This is a genomic window from Pseudomonas saudiphocaensis (genome assembly GCF_000756775.1).
In the GTDB taxonomy this organism is placed as follows: domain Bacteria; phylum Pseudomonadota; class Gammaproteobacteria; order Pseudomonadales; family Pseudomonadaceae; genus Stutzerimonas; species Stutzerimonas saudiphocaensis.
This window is the reverse complement of the sequence record NZ_CCSF01000001.1, coordinates 3,348,979-3,365,063: the sequence shown is the minus strand read 5'-3', so window position 1 is coordinate 3,365,063 and position 16,085 is coordinate 3,348,979. Positions and strand designations below refer to the sequence as shown.

General features: G+C 60.4%; 11 protein-coding genes and 1 pseudogene. 6 read left to right on the top strand and 6 right to left on the bottom strand.

The features are described from left to right. Window positions 1–30 precede the first annotated feature (30 nt). A complete protein-coding gene (purH, locus tag BN1079_RS15645; protein WP_037026035.1) occupies window positions 31–1,635 on the top strand; it encodes a bifunctional phosphoribosylaminoimidazolecarboxamide formyltransferase/IMP cyclohydrolase in 1,605 nt (534 codons plus the stop codon). Between the two features lie 118 nt (window positions 1,636–1,753). After that, window positions 1,754–3,043 carry a phosphoribosylamine--glycine ligase gene (gene purD, locus BN1079_RS15640; protein ID WP_037026034.1) on the top strand — a complete coding sequence of 430 codons (1,290 nt, stop codon included), beginning with the start codon at window positions 1,754–1,756 and terminating at the stop codon, window positions 3,041–3,043. A 148-nt stretch (window positions 3,044–3,191) separates the two neighbouring features. Here purD and BN1079_RS15635 read toward each other — a convergent pair. Continuing rightward, window positions 3,192–4,823 (bottom strand): annotated as a pseudogene (locus tag BN1079_RS15635) (MFS transporter). Window positions 4,824–5,228: 405 nt separating this feature from the next. Here BN1079_RS15635 and BN1079_RS15630 point away from each other — a divergent pair. The 3 genes from BN1079_RS15630 (at window position 5,229) to BN1079_RS15620 (ending at window position 10,014) form a co-directional block, all read left to right on the top strand. After that, window positions 5,229–7,997 (top strand): hybrid sensor histidine kinase/response regulator, encoded by a 2,769-nt coding sequence (locus tag BN1079_RS15630; protein WP_052114543.1) that lies wholly within the window; start codon window positions 5,229–5,231, stop codon window positions 7,995–7,997. 202 nt (window positions 7,998–8,199) lie between these two features. Continuing rightward, window positions 8,200–9,150 carry a lysylphosphatidylglycerol synthase transmembrane domain-containing protein gene (locus BN1079_RS15625; protein WP_037026033.1) on the top strand — a complete coding sequence of 317 codons (951 nt, stop codon included), beginning with the start codon at window positions 8,200–8,202 and terminating at the stop codon, window positions 9,148–9,150. A gap of 126 nt (window positions 9,151–9,276) precedes the next feature. Next, complete coding sequence (locus tag BN1079_RS15620) at window positions 9,277–10,014, top strand: VC0807 family protein (protein ID WP_052114500.1); 738 nt, start codon at window positions 9,277–9,279, stop codon at window positions 10,012–10,014. Window positions 10,015–10,093: 79 nt separating this feature from the next. Here BN1079_RS15620 and rfbD read toward each other — a convergent pair whose 3' ends face one another. After that, window positions 10,094–10,987, bottom strand: coding sequence for a dTDP-4-dehydrorhamnose reductase (gene rfbD, locus BN1079_RS15615; RefSeq protein ID WP_037026030.1), 894 nt, complete (start codon window positions 10,985–10,987; stop codon window positions 10,094–10,096). A gap of 248 nt (window positions 10,988–11,235) precedes the next feature. On the opposite strand from rfbD, the gene BN1079_RS15610 reads away from it, so the two are divergent. Beyond that, window positions 11,236–11,634, top strand: a complete 399-nt coding sequence (locus tag BN1079_RS15610; protein WP_037026029.1) for a Rho termination factor N-terminal domain-containing protein — start codon at window positions 11,236–11,238, stop codon at window positions 11,632–11,634. 76 nt (window positions 11,635–11,710) lie between these two features. Here BN1079_RS15610 and lpxC read toward each other — a convergent pair whose 3' ends face one another. The 4 genes from lpxC to BN1079_RS15590 form a co-directional block, all read right to left on the bottom strand. Continuing rightward, window positions 11,711–12,622: a UDP-3-O-acyl-N-acetylglucosamine deacetylase gene (lpxC, locus tag BN1079_RS15605; protein WP_037026028.1), complete on the bottom strand. Its 912-nt coding sequence runs from the start codon at window positions 12,620–12,622 to the stop codon at window positions 11,711–11,713. Window positions 12,623–12,733: 111 nt separating this feature from the next. After that, a complete protein-coding gene (gene ftsZ, locus BN1079_RS15600; RefSeq protein WP_037026027.1) occupies window positions 12,734–13,921 on the bottom strand; it encodes a cell division protein FtsZ in 1,188 nt (395 codons plus the stop codon). A 44-nt stretch (window positions 13,922–13,965) separates the two neighbouring features. After that, window positions 13,966–15,213, bottom strand: coding sequence for a cell division protein FtsA (ftsA, locus tag BN1079_RS15595; RefSeq protein WP_037026025.1), 1,248 nt, complete (start codon window positions 15,211–15,213; stop codon window positions 13,966–13,968). A 12-nt stretch (window positions 15,214–15,225) separates the two neighbouring features. After that, entirely contained in the window at window positions 15,226–16,083 is an 858-nt protein-coding gene (locus BN1079_RS15590; RefSeq protein ID WP_037026024.1) for a cell division protein FtsQ/DivIB, read from the bottom strand. Window positions 16,084–16,085: the final 2 nt, after the last annotated feature.

Genomic DNA, 16,085 nt, shown 5'->3' with positions numbered 1-16,085 from the left:
ACCTTTTTCCTCCACTCGAATGGCTCTGAAATGACCGATCATTCCCTCCGCCTTCCCGTCCGCCGCGCACTGATCAGCGTGTCCGACAAGACCGGCGTCGTTGAATTTGCCCGTGAACTCTCTGCCCTTGGCGTCGAAATCCTTTCAACCGGCGGCACCTTCAAGCTGCTGAGCGAGAACGGAGTTGCCGCCGTCGAAGTGGCCGACTACACCGGCTTTCCGGAAATGATGGATGGTCGCGTCAAGACCCTGCACCCGAAGATTCACGGCGGCATCCTCGGCCGTCGCGACCTGGACGGTGCAGTCATGGCCGAACACGGGATCAACCCGATCGATCTGGTGGCAGTCAACCTCTACCCTTTCGCAGCCACCGTGGCCAAGCCTGGCTGCACCCTGCCGGATGCCATCGAGAACATCGATATCGGCGGGCCGACCATGGTTCGCAGCGCGGCGAAGAACCACAAGGACGTTGCCATCGTGGTCAACGCCGGTGACTATGCCGACGTTCTCGACAACCTGCGCAATGGCGGCCTGACCTATGCCCAGCGTTTCGACCTGGCACTGAAGGCCTTCGAGCACACCGCCTCCTATGACGGCATGATCGCCAACTACCTGGGCACCATCGATCAGGCTGCGGAGACGCTGTCCACCGAGAACCGCGCCCAGCTGCCGCGCACCTTCACCACTCAGTTCGTCAAGGCGCAGGACATGCGCTACGGCGAGAACCCGCATCAGATCGCAGCCTTCTACGTCGAACATGCCGACGAAGCCTGCGTCGCCACCGCGCGCCAGCTGCAGGGCAAGGAACTATCCTTCAACAACGTCGCTGATACCGACGCCGCACTGGAGTGCGTCAAGAGCTTCGTCAAACCTGCCTGCGTCATCGTCAAGCACGCCAACCCGTGCGGCGTGGCGGTGGTGCCGGAAGACGAAGGCGGCATCCGCCAGGCCTACGAGCTGGCCTATGCCACCGACAGCGAATCCGCGTTCGGCGGCATCATTGCCTTCAACCGCGAGCTGGACGGTGAAACCGCCCGCGCCATCGTCGAACGCCAGTTCGTCGAGGTGATCATTGCTCCCAGCATCAGCGCCGAGGCCCGTGAAGTGGTCGCTGCCAAGGCCAACGTGCGCCTGCTCGAATGCGGCCAGTGGCCGGCCGAGCGCGCTCCGGGTTGGGACTTCAAGCGCGTCAATGGCGGCCTGCTGGTACAGAGCCGCGACATCGGCATGATCACCGCCGACGAGCTCAAGGTGGTGACCAAGCGCGCGCCCACCGAGCAGGAAATTCATGACCTGATCTTTGCCTGGAAAGTGGCCAAGTTCGTCAAGTCCAACGCCATCGTCTATGCCAAGAATCGCCAGACCGTGGGTGTCGGCGCCGGCCAGATGAGCCGCGTCAACTCCGCCCGCATCGCTGCGATCAAGGCCGAGCATGCGGGCCTTCCCGTGCCGGGCGCGGTAATGGCCAGCGACGCCTTCTTCCCCTTCCGCGACGGCATTGACAACGCAGCCAAGGCCGGCATCAGCGCCGTGATCCAGCCGGGCGGCTCGATGCGTGACAACGAGGTAATCGCCGCAGCTGACGAAGCCGGCATCGCCATGGTCTTCACCGGCATGCGCCACTTCCGTCATTGAATCGGCGGTGGATGGCTTTGGCCATCCAACCTACACGGAACGCCAGACATCGTAGGGTGGATAACGCTTCGCTTATCCACCGCGCGGGCCCCAGACCCGCCTCCACAGGGAGAGAGCAATGAACGTATTGATCATCGGCAGCGGCGGACGTGAACACGCGCTGGCCTGGAAAGTAGCGCAAGACCCACGGGTGCAGAAGGTATTCGTCGCGCCGGGAAACGCCGGCACGGCCACCGAAGCCAAGTGCGAGAACGTCGACATCGACGTGCTGGCCATCGAGCAGCTGGCCGACTTCGCCGAGCAGAACGTGCAACTGACCATCGTTGGCCCGGAAGCGCCGTTGGTAAAAGGCGTGGTCGACCTGTTCCGCTCTCGCGGCCTGGACTGCTTCGGCCCGACCGCAGCCGCAGCACAGCTGGAAGGCTCCAAGGCGTTCACCAAGGACTTTCTGGCCCGCCACAAGATCCCCACTGCCGATTACCAGAACTTCACCGAAGTCGAGCCGGCGCTGGCCTACCTGCACGAGAAAGGCGCCCCCATCGTCATCAAGGCCGACGGCCTGGCTGCCGGCAAGGGCGTGATCGTCGCGATGACTCTGGCCGAAGCCGAGGAAGCCGTGCGCGACATGCTTTCCGGCAATGCCTTCGGCGATGCCGGGTCACGCGTGGTGATCGAGGAGTTCCTCGATGGTGAGGAAGCCAGCTTTATCGTCATGGTCGATGGCGAAAACGTGCTACCCATGGCCACCAGTCAGGATCACAAGCGCGTAGGCGACGGCGACACCGGCCCGAACACCGGCGGCATGGGCGCCTACTCGCCAGCCCCCGTGGTCACCGATGCAGTGCATCAGCGCGTGATGGACGAAGTGATCTGGCCGACCGTCAAGGGCATGGCCGCAGAAGGCAACGTTTACACCGGCTTTCTCTATGCCGGCCTGATGATCGACGGCAACGGCGCGCCTAAGGTCATCGAATTCAACTGCCGTTTCGGCGACCCGGAAACCCAGCCGATCATGCTGCGTCTGCAGTCCAGTCTGGTGTTGCTGGTCGAGGCTGCACTAGCCAAGGCATTGAACAAGGTCGAAGCGCAGTGGGACCCACGCCCGAGCCTCGGTGTGGTCTTGGCGGCCGGCGGTTATCCCGGCGACTACGACAAGGGCGCCGTGATCCGGGGCCTGGATGCCGCCGCACAGCTGGAAGGCAAGGTGTTCCATGCAGGCACCGCCCTGCGTGATGGTGAAGTCACCACGGCAGGCGGCCGCGTGCTGTGTGCCACAGCCATGGGCGACACGGTTTGCGCAGCCCAGCAGAACGCTTACGCTCTGGCAGCGCGCATCGAATGGGACGGGCATTTCTATCGCCACGACATCGGCTACCGCGCGATCGCCCGCGAGCAGGGCGAAAGTTGAAGCAGCCCACCGGCACGATGAAAGAGGCCCCGCATTTGCGGGGCCTCTTTCGTTTCGGCTGAGCAGACCGTTTGAGAAACCACCTGCTAAGCCGATCGCAGTGTTGCGCGACAACGGACTCAGAAAGCCCCTTGAGGCTAACGAGCTGTTAGTGCCAGCTCCGCAAGTCGCGGTCCTTGGTCTCGGGCATCAGGAACAGGCCGATAAGGAACGTCATTATTGCCACGATGATCGGGTACCACAGGCCGTAGTAAATATTTCCTGTCATCGCCACCATGGCGAAAGCGGTAGTGGGCAGGAAGCCGCCAAACCAGCCGTTGCCGATATGGTACGGGAGCGACATGGCGGTATAGCGGATGCGTGTCGGGAACAGCTCTACCAGTAGCGCGGCGATTGGCCCGTAGACCATCGTCACGAACAGCACCAGCACCGTTAGCAGCACCACCACCATTGGTTTGTTGATCTGCTCGGGGTCGGCCTTGGCCGGATAGCCCGTGGGCACGTATGGCCTCGGTCATGCCAGCATTGAAGGCATCGGTGCGGGCCTTGAACTCATCCGCCGCCAGTCCGGCCCCTGGGAAGGACTCAATGGTCTGCTCACCGATGCGGATGCTGGCCACAGTCCCTGCCGGCGCCGCTTCGTTGGAGTAGTTCACCGAGTTGCGCGCCAGGAAACTCTTGGCAATGTCGCAGGATGAGACGAACTTCGAGGTACCCACCGGGTTGAACTGGAACGAGCACTCGCTCGGGTCAGCAACCACTGTCACCGGCGCACTGGCCTGCGCCTGCTCAAGCGCCGGGTTGGCGTAGTGAGTGATCAGAGCGAACAGCGGGAAATAGGTCAGCGCTGCAACCAGACAACCACCGAGAATAATCGGCTTGCGCCCGATCTTGTCCGACAGCCAGCCGAAGATGACGAAGAACGGTGTACCGATCAGCAGCGACAAGGCGATCAGAATGTTCGCCGTCGCGCCATCGACTTTCAGCGTCTGGGTCAGGAAGAACAGCGCGTAGAACTGGCCGGTGTACCAGACCACCGCTTGGCCGGCGGTGCCTCCGAACAGCGCGACAAGCGCAACCTTGGCATTTTCCCAGCGGCCGAAGGCTTCGGTCAGCGGGGCCTTGGATGTCTTGCCTTCCTCTTTCATTTGTTTGAATACCGGGCTCTCGCTCAGCGTCAAGCGAATCCACACTGAAATGGCCAGCAGCACGATGGAGAGCAAGAACGGAATCCGCCAGCCCCAGGCGGCAAATGCTTCCTCGCCCATCCAGGTCCGGGTGCCGAGGATCACCAGCAGCGAGAGGAATAGCCCCAGTGTCGCGGTGGTCTGGATCCAGGAGGTATAGAACCCACGACGCCCGTGGGGCGCATGTTCGGCGACGTAGGTGGCCGCACCGCCGTATTCACCGCCCAGGGCCAGCCCCTGCAGTAACCGCAGCGCAATCAGGATGACCGGGGCAGCGATACCCCAGGTGGCATACGACGGCAGGACCCCGACAATAAAGGTCGACAGACCCATGATCGTGATGGTGATGAGGAAAGTGTATTTACGCCCGACCAGGTCACCCAGTCGGCCGAAGACCAACGCACCGAAGGGCCGTACCGCAAAGCCCGCCGCGAAGGCCATCAGCGCAAAGATGAAGGCCGCTGTGGGGTTGACCCCAGAGAAGAATTGCACCGCGATGATCGCCGATAGCGATCCGTACAGCTAGAAGTCATACCACTCGAACACTGTCCCCAGTGAAGAAGCAAGATGACTTTGCGCTTCTCTGGGGTCATGGGTCGGGACGGTAAATGACCAACGTCGGTTGCTGCTACGCTCATGGCTTGCCTCCATGACACCCACCGACCAGGCACGGAATCGCCCTGCAACCAGGGATGTCTTTTTATTGTGTGGTTCTCGGCAAATGCTAGATGCAGCATGGAAAGATGTTGTTAAACATTAGTCGTATTTAGGCTTGATTTTAAAAACATATTCATATAGGAATTATCCGTTTTGCTACATTTAGTCACATAGGGAAAATTTAGGGATCTCATTCCTGCTTCGAGCGGCCAGGCGAGTACCCGCCCGTTAACACTGCAACCCGTCCGCCTGACCATGCTCCCGCCCTTACTGCGCGTCACTACGCGGCTTATAATCGGCCGTACATTTGCAAAAGGACTTCAGCCGTGCGGCAGCTGTGGATGGTTATCCTGCTGATTCTCTGCCTATCGTTAGGCGCAGGAACGCTATGGGCTGAGCCAGCCGCCAGCACAACGCCGGCCGCCGAACACCCCGACCAGGCCTGGCGCATCCTCATTGACCCGTCCGCCCGACTCACACTTGAAGAAGTGGTCGCACAGCGCCAGCTATTCCAACGTTTAGACAGCCTGTCCTATAGCGCCCCAAGCACCGACCAGGCGGTCTGGCTGCAGATCAATCTGCCCCCCTATTCCCAGCCGCACTGGCTGTGGTTCTACGCACCGCGCATGCAGTACCTTGATTTCTATCTGCTACGCGATACCGAGCTGGAGCGCCACGTATCCACCGGCGAGCTGCGCCCGTTCAGCGCCCGCCCTCTGGCCGATCGCGCCTACGTTTTCGCTTTGCCCAACGACAGCGAACCGCGGACCGCCTATATAAGGCTGCAGTCCGATTACGTGATGCTGACCTGGTTTGAACTTATCGACGAAGCCGGACTGGTACGACAATCTGCCGACGCCTACCTGTTCGGCACGCTGCTTGGCGCCCTGGCGCTGTTGCTGATCTACAACCTGCTGCGTTTCAGCCGTAGTCGCAGCTATAGCCACCTCGGCCTGGCTGGACTGCATTTGGCACTGCTGGTGTCTGCGTTGGCCAATGGCGGATTGCTTGGCATTCGTTCGCCAGTCCTGCTCCCGTATCAGGCCCTGATTGCCGACGTTTCGATGCTGCTGGCCTTTGTTTTCCTGCTGGGCTTCATTCTGGATTTCTATCAGCAGCGTTGTACACGCTTGGGCAAGCGGCTGCTGGCCCTGCAGATAGGCGCCATCAGTCTGCTGGCGGTACTCATGCTGTTCGTTCCAACGTTCCGCTCCGCCTGGCTGCTCTACGGTGCAGTGCTGCTGGCCTCTGGCAGCGCCACTGCAGTCGCGCTGCATCACTGGCGCCTGGGTCACGCGCCGGCACGACTGCTTCTGGTGGGCATGCTGGTAATGGATGCCGGGTTCATTCTGATGCTGCCCATGCTGCTGGGGCTGAATCAGCTGGCGCCGTACGGGCTTTCAGCGATGCTGTTCGGCATGGCCACCTGTGCCGGGTTGATCCTTAGCCTCGCCGTGCAGGAACGCCAGCGCCAAATCCGCGCCGCCAACCGCACCCAACATACCGCTCAGGCCGTTACCAGCGCCGAGCAAAAGACCAGGGCCGATTTTCTTGCCAGCATCAGCCACGAAATCCGCACGCCGATGAATGGCGTGCTGGGCATGAGTGAGCTGCTGCTTGACACCTCGCTCTCGCCAAAGCAGCGCGACTACGTCCAGACCATCCACAGCTCCGGCAACGAACTGCTCAACCTGCTCAACGAGATTCTCGACATCACCAAGCTGGAGTCTGGGCAAATCGAGCTGGAAGACGTGCAATTCGACCTCAATGCTTTGATCGAAGATTGTCTGGGCATCTTCCGAACCAAAGCGGAAATGCAGAAGGTCGAGCTGATCAGCTTTATCCAGCCGCAGATGTCCCACATCGTCACCGGCGACCCGACCCGCCTGCGCCAAGCACTCCTGAGCCTGCTGGAAAATGCCTTCCGCCAGACCCAGGAAGGCGAGGTTCTGTTGGTAGCGGCCATTGACGAAACCGATGGACGGACCCGCCTGCGCATCACTGTTCAAGACAGCGGACGGCCGCTAGAGGCAGAAGAGTGCGAAGCGCTGCTCAATGCCGAGCTGGACAGCCGCAACTTTCACTCAACAACCGGCCAGGGCAGCCATTTCGGACTTGCCGTCGCGCGCCAGCTGGTGCATCTGATGAAAGGCGAGTTCGGCATTCAGACCGGAGAAGCCACCGGCAATACCCTGTGGATCAGCCTGCCGCTGACGGCCAAACCCGCAGAACAGTCGGCCAGCGATCTCAATGGCCCTCTGCTTGGTGCACGCCTGTTGGTGGTGGACGACAACAATACCTGCCGCAAGGTACTGGAACAGCAGTGCAGCAGCTGGGGCATGGAGGTCACTTGCGCGGCTTCAGGCAAGGAGGCGCTGGCTCTGCTGCGCAGCAAGGCCCACCTGCAGGAATATGTCGATGTGGTATTGCTCGATCAGGACATGCCCGGCATGACCGGCTTGCAGCTGGCCAGCAAGATCCGCGAAGACTACAGCCTAAATCACGACATCCTGCTGATCATGCTCACCGGCATGAGCAGCTCGCCGAGCAAGGTCGTGGCGCGTAACGCCGGCATCAAGCGCATCCTTGCCAAGCCCGTGGCCGGCTATACCCTGAAGGCGACCCTGGCCGATGAACTCGCCAACCACCGTAGCAATGTTGCACCGCGTTTTTTTGCAACAGAAAAAGCCCTGCCGATCCCCGAAGACTTCCGTATTCTGGTGGCTGAAGACAACAGCATCTCAACCAAAGTCATTCGCGGCATGTTGAACAAACTCAACCTCAAGCCCGACACTGCAAGTGACGGCGAGCAGGCACTGGCAGCCATCAAGACTAAACACTACGACCTGGTGCTGATGGATTGCGAGATGCCTGTGCTGGATGGTTTCCAGGCCACGGCACAGTTACGCGCCTGGGAGGCAAGCGAAAACCGTCCGCGTACGCCGGTTGTAGCACTGACTGCGCACATCCTCAGCGAACACCGCGAGCGCGCACGCGATGCCGGCATGGATGGACACATGGCCAAGCCGGTAGAAATGTCCCAGCTGCGTGATTTGATCAAGTACTGGGCCGCGATTCGCTCCTCTACCAAACTTTCCTCCGGCCCCTGACAACCCGACCAGCGTGCAGTTGAGCTTGAATCTCCTGCCTCTCTCAACTTTGCACTGCACACCCCGCCCGTGTTCGCGCCTGTATAAATGAACAAAACGCGGTGATCACTGCCGATAAGAAAAACCCGTGTCATCTCGCAACCAGGCCTTACATTGCCCGAACCTTGTCTCGGAGCTATCGAGCCAACGCAAAGGAACCCGCATGATGAAGAGAAGCGATGCCGCTTGGACCCTGGTCGGCATCACTGCAGTACTGCTTTGCGGCTATCTGCTCTACCAGGAAATTCACACGCTATCACTGGCCGAGCTGACCGAAAGCCTGGCTGCCATCAGCTATCAGAACTGGCTGTTTGCAGCCCTGGCCACCCTGGGTGCCTACATCGCTCTGGCCTGGTACGACCGTATCGCCATCAGCCATTTGGGTAAGCGTATTTCATGGTGGTTCATCACCCTGTGCTCGTTCACCACCTACGCTCTGGCGCACAACATCGGCGCTTCGGTATTTTCTGGCGCGGTCGTGCGCTACCGAGCCTATCGCAGCAAAGGCCTTACGCCGCAAGAGATCGGAGTACTGATCGTCTTCTGTTCGCTGACCTTTGCCATCGGCACTATCCTGGCCGGCGGTACGGTACTGCTCCTGGAGCCGGCACTGCTCAATCGAATCATTGAGGTCGACTCCTGGGTCTCGACTGCAGTCGGCTTGTCTTTACTTTCGCTGGTTGCGCTCTACGTCGTCGGCGCCTGGCGACAGCTGCCACCGTTTCGCATCGGCAAATGGCGAATCGAATACCCACGTTTGCCGATCGTCGGCAAACAACTTATCGCCGCGCCACTCGAGCTGCTCTGCGCCGCCGCAATCATCTATTTCGCACTGCCGGCCGAAAACAACCCGGGCTATCTGGTCGTGCTCGCGGTATTTCTCGCATCCTTTTCGCTGGCCTTGCTTTCCCATGCGCCGGGCGGTCTGGGCGTGCTCGAAGTGACCTTCCTGGCTGCGCTCCCGGAACTGAACACCGTTGACGTCCTGGCCGCCCTAATCGTATTCAGGGGGCTCTATTTGATCCTGCCTTTTGCCATGGCGATTCTCGTCGTCACTGGCTTCGAAGCTAGACAGTGGGCCGAGAAGCGCAAACAGGCTGCGTCCGAACCGTGACAGGCCTTTTCCAGCAACAACCTGAGAACCCCTTTCGCGCAATCGGACATTGCCGCTATAGCCAATAACGCGCCGACAGGCGATGATTCCGGCCCCATCGACACGACTGCGAAACGAATCGACCAGATGACTGACACACGCACGCCAACACCCGAGCACAAGCCTCGTCCCCTGATCGATTTGCTGATCAGCATCCTGATCCCATCCCTGATTCTCATGAAGCTCAGCGGTGACGATCATCTGGGCGCGGATGGCGCACTCATGCTGGCGCTGGCATTTCCGCTTGGCTGGGGCCTTTTCGAGCTGGCGAAGTATCGCAAATTCAACTGGATCGCCTTGCTCGGTCTGGTCAGCGTGCTGCTCACTGGCGGCATCGGCCTGCTGCAGCTGGACCCGCAATGGCTGGCGGTCAAGGAAGCAGCCATCCCCGGCATTATCGGCTTGGCCGTGCTGGGCTCGACCCGCACACGCTTTCCACTGATCCGCACGCTGCTCTACAACCCCAAGGTAATCAACGTCGCCAAGGTTCACGAACAGCTCGAACGTAACGGCCAGACTGCACATTTCGAGACGCGCCTGCTGCGCGCCACCTACTTTCTCAGCGCCACCTTCTTCTTTTCATCCTTTATGAACTACGTGCTCGCCAAATGGATAGTTAAAAGCCCGGCGGGTAGCGAAGCCTTCAATGCCGAGCTGGGCCGCATGACCCTGCTCAGCTATCCGATGATCGCCATTCCCAGCATGCTGATGATGATGGCGATCTTCTATTACCTTTGGCGCACCATTCACGGCCTGACCGGGTTAGGCCTGGAAGAGATCGTTGCCAGCAACACCCATGACGAGCCGACCGGAAAACAGCCCTGATCAAGGCCAACGCCTCGCTGTTAAGGCGCCGTCTGCTCGGATTCCGGCAGGCGAGACAGCTGGAAGGTAACTCCGACCCTTAGCCGTTGGCCTGTGCAGCCAGCGCGTCGAGTACCTCGGCCAGGTCGTCATGCCAGTCACTCGGGGCGATGCCGAAGGCCTGCTCGAACTTTCCACAATCCAGCACCGACCATGCCGGTCGTCTCGCAGGCGTTGGATACTGCGCGGTGGTGATTGCAGCCACCTGTGGCGTTTTCGCCAGCAGGCCCTTGGCACTGGCCTGCCGAAAGATTTCCGTTGCGAAGTCGAACCAGCTGCAATGCGGCTGTCCACTGTAGTGATACAGCCCCCAAGCCAATGCTCCGTCACGCGCGTAGCGCTGAGCCAGCTGCAGCAGCGCCTTGGCCAGGCTGCCTGCCTGAGTGGGGCAACCGACCTGATCGGCCACTACCGACAGCGCATCACGCTGCTGCCCCAGTCGCAGCATGGTCTTGACGAAATTATTCCCGTAGACACCGTACACCCAGCTGGTGCGTACGATCACATGGCGCTCCAAAGCGGCCTGGATCGCCACCTCTCCGGCAAGCTTGCTGGCACCGTAAACACCCGTTGGCGCCACCGGGTCGGTTTCACGATAGGGGTTTTCGGCATCTCCGGAGAACACGTAGTCGGTGGAGATATGCAGAAGTGGAACATCGGCCTGCCGTGCAGCTTCGGCGAGGTTGGCCACCCCATCTCGATTGACCGCATAGGCCAGCTCGGACTGCTTCTCGGCGTTATCGACATGGGTATAGGCCGCGGCATTGATGATCAGGCCGGGCTTGTACTGGCGCACCAATTCCCCGACCCGACGACCGTCGGTGATATCCAGCTGCTCCCTGGTCATGCCCAACACTTCAAGGCCGTAGGCAGCAGCACGGTCTACCAACTCAAGGCCGACCTGGCCACTGGCACCACATACAAGGATTCGCATCGGCTCATCACCTCATCGCAAGCCCGCCAACAATAGCGAAGGCGAGATTGTAAAGCAGTTTCGACCCGCGCTCATCAAGCTGTAAGTACCGGTCTAGCGCGGTGCGTGCCTGGTTCAGGCTCGCTCTGAAGGCATTTGTTCCCCAATGCAGCAAGTATTTTTAAGGTCAGCTTCAATCTGCTGAAACTCATCACATGCAGCGAGGCCCAAACAGAAGCCATCGAGCCTATCTCACGAGGAGCGCGATCATGCCCAGAGGCGATAAATCCAGCTATACCGGCAAACAGCAGCGCAAGGCTGAGCATATTGAGCAGAGTTACGAAGAGCGCGGCGTAGCGCCCAAGGAAGCCGAAGCGCGCGCCTGGGCCACGGTCAACAAGCAATCCGGTGGTGGTGAGCGCAGCAGCGGCTCCGGCAGGAAGAAAAGCGCAACAGCCAAGCGCGCCGACCGCAAGGACTCAGCCCATCGCGCGGCCCAATCCCGTGCAGGCAAGTCCCCCAACCAAGGCGCGGCACGCAACAAGCGATCCGGCAGCACCTCGCTCGCCGAGCTTACCCGCGACGAGCTGATGCAAAAGGCCCGCGAACGGGATATCCGCGGACGCTCGAAGATGCGCAAGGATGAACTGCTGCGGGCGCTGAGCTGAGGCGGCAGCTGTCATTGTAGGCGGGCAAAAAAAAGGCCACCCCGAAGGTGGCCTCAAATAGGAAAGAGAGTATTGCTCAGCCGGCAGCTGCCGGGCGCATGTAGGAGATCGGCGCGGTCTGGGAATCCTCGAACGTCACCATTTCCCACGCATCCTTCTGTTCCATAAGGGTGCGTAGCAGGCGGTTGTTCAGTGCATGCCCGGATTTGTAGCCGCGGAATTCACCGATCAGGCTTGTACCCAATAGGTACAGATCACCGATTGCATCGAGAATCTTGTGCTTAACGAACTCGTCCTCGTAACGCAGGCCGTCCTCGTTGAGCACCTGGTCCTCATCAACCACGATGGCGTTATCGACACTTCCCCCCAGGGCCAGATTGTGGGAGCGAAGGAATTCGATATCGCGCATGAAGCCGAAGGTTCGCGCACGGCTGACTTCCTTGACAAAGGAAGTGCTGGAGAAGTCCACGCTGGCAGTCTGGGTACGCCCTTTGAATACCGGATGATCGAAATCGATCTCGAAACTCACCTTGAAGCCTTCGAACGGCAGGAATGTAGCGCGCTTGTCGCCGTCTTCCACCGTGATTTCACGCTTGATACGGATGAATTTCTTGGGCGCATCCTGCTCCTGCAGGCCGGCTGATTGAATCAGGAACACGAACGGACCAGCGCTGCCATCCATGATCGGCACTTCAGATGCCGAAAGCTCGACATAGGCGTTGTCAATGCCAAGCCCGGCCATTGCCGAAAGCAGATGTTCCACCGTATCGACCTTGACGTCATCGCTGACGAGCGTCGTCGACATGGTGGTTTCGCCGACGTTCTCCGCCCGTGCGGCAATCTGGACCGGCGGGTTGAGGTCGGTGCGGCAGAACACGATTCCGGTATCCACGGGCGCCGGCTTCAGGGTCAGGTAAACCTTTTCCCCCGAGTGCAGGCCGACGCCAGTGGCGCGAATTATGTTCTTTAAAGTGCGTTGTCTGATCATGGCTTGGTTTCGCTAGTGCGCTGTTGCGAATGGTTTCCAACAAAGGCGGCGATCATAGCAGACGCCTACCTTGGTGAATACCGATCACAGCGATAGTCCTGATAAATCCAATCAATCAGCCTGGCGACGCAAAAACGCTGGGATGTCCAGGTAATCAAGGTCCTCCTGTGGGTTCAGCTTGGCCGCAGTCGCGGCAGCATGGGCCTGGTTGCGCATGACGGTGGGACGATCCAGGTCGCGGTAATTGACCGCTGCCTGATCCTGGCGTGGCGCCTGAGGGGCCTGGGCTGCAACCGCTGCGCTGTGCACGGTATTGTCCACAACCTTGACCGGCTTTTCATTACGCGGCCCAAGACCGGTAGCGACTACGGTGACATGCAGCTCGTCGCGCATGTCCGGGTCGATCACAGCACCGACCTTGACGGTGGCTTCATCGGAAGCAAAGGCCTCGATGATTTCACCCACGGCGGCGTATTCACCCAGAGACAGGTCCAGACCGGCGGTGATGTTCACCAGAATGCCGCGCGCGCCCTGCAGGTTGACATCTTCCAGCAGCGGGTTGCGAATCGCCGCTTCGGTGGCTTCGCGAGCACGGTTCGGGCCAGTGGCGCAACCGGTACCCATCATTGCCATGCCCATCTCGCCCATGACGGTCTTGACGTCAGCAAAGTCGACGTTCATCAGGCCCGGGCGCTGCATGATGTCGGAAATGCCGCGCACCGCACCGGTAAGTACATCGTCGGCCTTGGCGAAGGCGGACAGCAGGCTGGCATCCTTGCCCAGGATGGTCAGCAGTTTTTCGTTGGGGATGGTGATCAGCGAATCGACGCACTCGGAGAGCTGACGAATGCCCTCGTCGGCAACTTGCATGCGGCGACGGCCCTCGAACGGGAACGGACGGGTCACCACCGCCACGGTGAGAATGCCCATTTCCTTGGCTACCGAAGCGATTACCGGAGCCGCACCGGTGCCGGTACCACCGCCCATGCCAGTGGTAATGAAGACCATGTCGGCGCCTTGCAGGACCTCGGCGATACGCTCGCGATCGTCCATTGCGGCCTGGCGACCGATTTCCGGATTGGTGCCTGCACCCAGTCCCTTGGTAATGGCGGAACCCAACTGCAGAAGGGTTTTCACCTCAATTTTCTTCAGCGCCTGGGCATCGGTGTTGGCGCAGATGAATTCCACACCTTCAACGTTGTTGCGCACCATGTGGTTGACGGCATTGCCGCCGCCTCCGCCTACGCCAATCACCTTAATGACTGCACTTTGCGGGGTATGATCTACGAGTTCGAACATTTCCCTCTCTCCTTCCAGCTTTCTAGTTGTGGTTGCCGCACTGCTCAGAAATTGCCCTGGATCCAGCTTTTCAGCCTTTCCACGACAGATGGTTTGGTGTCTTCGGCGTAATGGCCGAGACCGGACATGGGCGTTCCCTCGGCCTGCTTGCGCATGCCGTACAGCAACAGACCCACGCCCGTTGAATAGATGGGGTTACGGACAACGTCCGTCAGTCCCTGGAAACTGTGCGGTGCGCCCAGGCGCACCGGCATGTGGAAGATTTCCTCGGCCAGCTCAACGGCGCCTTCCATCTTCGCCGTACCGCCGGTGAGAACGATGCCGGCCGGCACCAGATCCTCATAACCGCTGCGACGCAATTCGGCCTGGATCAGGGTGAAAAGCTCGTCGTAGCGCGGCTCGACCACTTCGGCCAGTGCCTGACGCGAGAGTTCCCGCGGCGGGCGATCCCCGACACTCGGTACCTGAATGGTCTCGCCGGGCCCGGCCAACTTGGCGAGCGCACACGCGTAACGGATCTTGATTTCCTCGGCGTACTGCGTGGGTGTACGCAGCGCCATGGCGATGTCGTTGGTGACCTGATCACCGGCGATGGGGATGACTGCGGTATGCCGGATCGCACCCTCGGTGAAGATGCAGATATCGGTGGTGCCGCCGCCGATGTCCACCAGGCAAACACCCAGTTCCTTCTCGTCGTCGGTCAGTACCGCATGTGCCGAGGCCAGCTGCTCGAGGATGATGTCATCCACTTCCAGGCCGCAGCGACGCACGCACTTCTCGATGTTCTGTGCTGCATTTACCGCACAGGTGACGACATGCACCTTCGCTTCCAGACGCACGCCGGACATGCCCAGCGGCTCGCGCACGCCTTCCTGATTGTCGATCACATAATCCTGCGGCAGGGTGTGCAGCACCCGCTGATCCGCCGGGATGGCGACGGCTTGGGCAGCATCCAGCACGCGCTCCAGATCCGCGCTGCTAACCTCGCGATCGCGGATGGCGACGATGCCGTGTGAGTTGAGGCTGCGGATATGGTTGCCGGCCAGGCCGACGAATGCAGAGTGGATACGGCAGCCGGCCATCAGCTGGGCCTCCTCCACTGCACGCTGGATCGACTGCACGGTGGATTCGATGTTGACCACCACGCCCTTCTTCAGGCCACGCGAGGGGTGTGTACCGATCCCGACGATCTCGAGCTCGCCGTCGGGCGTCACTTCGCCCACCAGCGCCACCACCTTGGAGGTGCCGATATCGAGACCGACGATCATCTTGCCGCTTTGCACGCTAGACATGTGTTTCATTCCTCAATTCTTCGCAACGGCGGACGACTCCGCCGCAGTCGGACTCGGCTCGTGCCACGCCACGGCCAGGCCGTTGGCATAGCGGAGGTCGATCCGCGCAATTTTTCCGCTCTCCTGCGCCAGCGCCTGCTGGTAAATGGCAGTGAAGCGACGCATTTTTTCGACTATCTGATCCCTGCCCAGCAACAGCTCGACACCCTGGCCGGTGGTTACGAACCAGCTGCCGCGCGCGCGTAGCTCCAGACGCTCGATGGAAAAGCCAAGCGGCCGCAGCATCTGGCTGAGCATCTGGTATTGCTGCATTACGCGCTGCTGAGCCCGCTTCGGACCATGCAGTTGCGGCAGGTGTTCATAACGGGCCAGGTCATTGGGCGTGAAAGCCTGACCACTGTTGTTCAACAGCGCTTCATCCCCCCAGCGGGCGATGGGCAGATGCTCTTCAAGATGTACCGTGACCTGATCCGGCCAGACGCGGCGCACCTCGACATGGGCGATCCAGGGCATCTTTTCGAGGTCCTGGCGCAAGCCATCCAGATCCACCGCGAAGAAATTGGCCTCAACGAAGGGCGCCATGCGTTCCTGCACGGCCAACTGATCGACATAAGTCAGATCGCCCCGAACGCTGACCTTGGAAATCGGCCGATCGGCATAGGGCATCAGGCGCTGACCCAGCTCGTACAGCCCGACGGCCAGTGCCAGCAGCAACAGCGGCCAGAGGATGCGCTTGATCACATCGAAGTTCGGCCGCGGCAAACGGGCCGACAGGGGTTCACGCTGCACCAGACGGCTCGCACCACGCTGCACCGGCTTACGCGTAGCGCGGCCCTTGGCAGGTTGTGAGTGACGCAGCGTGGTAATCATGG

What these genes read in the sequence shown, in the direction of transcription:
- purH (WP_037026035.1), top strand. Translation starts at nt 31, where the DNA reads ATGACCGATCATTCCCTCCGCCTTCCCGTCCGCCGCGCACTGATCAGC.
- purD (WP_037026034.1), top strand. Translation starts at nt 1,754, where the DNA reads ATGAACGTATTGATCATCGGCAGCGGCGGACGTGAACACGCGCTGGCC.
- BN1079_RS15630 (WP_052114543.1), top strand. Translation starts at nt 5,229, where the DNA reads ATGGTTATCCTGCTGATTCTCTGCCTATCGTTAGGCGCAGGAACGCTA.
- BN1079_RS15625 (WP_037026033.1), top strand. Translation starts at nt 8,200, where the DNA reads ATGATGAAGAGAAGCGATGCCGCTTGGACCCTGGTCGGCATCACTGCA.
- BN1079_RS15620 (WP_052114500.1), top strand. Translation starts at nt 9,277, where the DNA reads ATGACTGACACACGCACGCCAACACCCGAGCACAAGCCTCGTCCCCTG.
- rfbD (WP_037026030.1), bottom strand. Translation starts at nt 10,987, where the DNA reads ATGCGAATCCTTGTATGTGGTGCCAGTGGCCAGGTCGGCCTTGAGTTG.
- BN1079_RS15610 (WP_037026029.1), top strand. Translation starts at nt 11,236, where the DNA reads ATGCCCAGAGGCGATAAATCCAGCTATACCGGCAAACAGCAGCGCAAG.
- lpxC (WP_037026028.1), bottom strand. Translation starts at nt 12,622, where the DNA reads ATGATCAGACAACGCACTTTAAAGAACATAATTCGCGCCACTGGCGTC.
- ftsZ (WP_037026027.1), bottom strand. Translation starts at nt 13,921, where the DNA reads ATGTTCGAACTCGTAGATCATACCCCGCAAAGTGCAGTCATTAAGGTG.
- ftsA (WP_037026025.1), bottom strand. Translation starts at nt 15,213, where the DNA reads ATGTCTAGCGTGCAAAGCGGCAAGATGATCGTCGGTCTCGATATCGGC.
- BN1079_RS15590 (WP_037026024.1), bottom strand. Translation starts at nt 16,083, where the DNA reads ATGATTACCACGCTGCGTCACTCACAACCTGCCAAGGGCCGCGCTACG.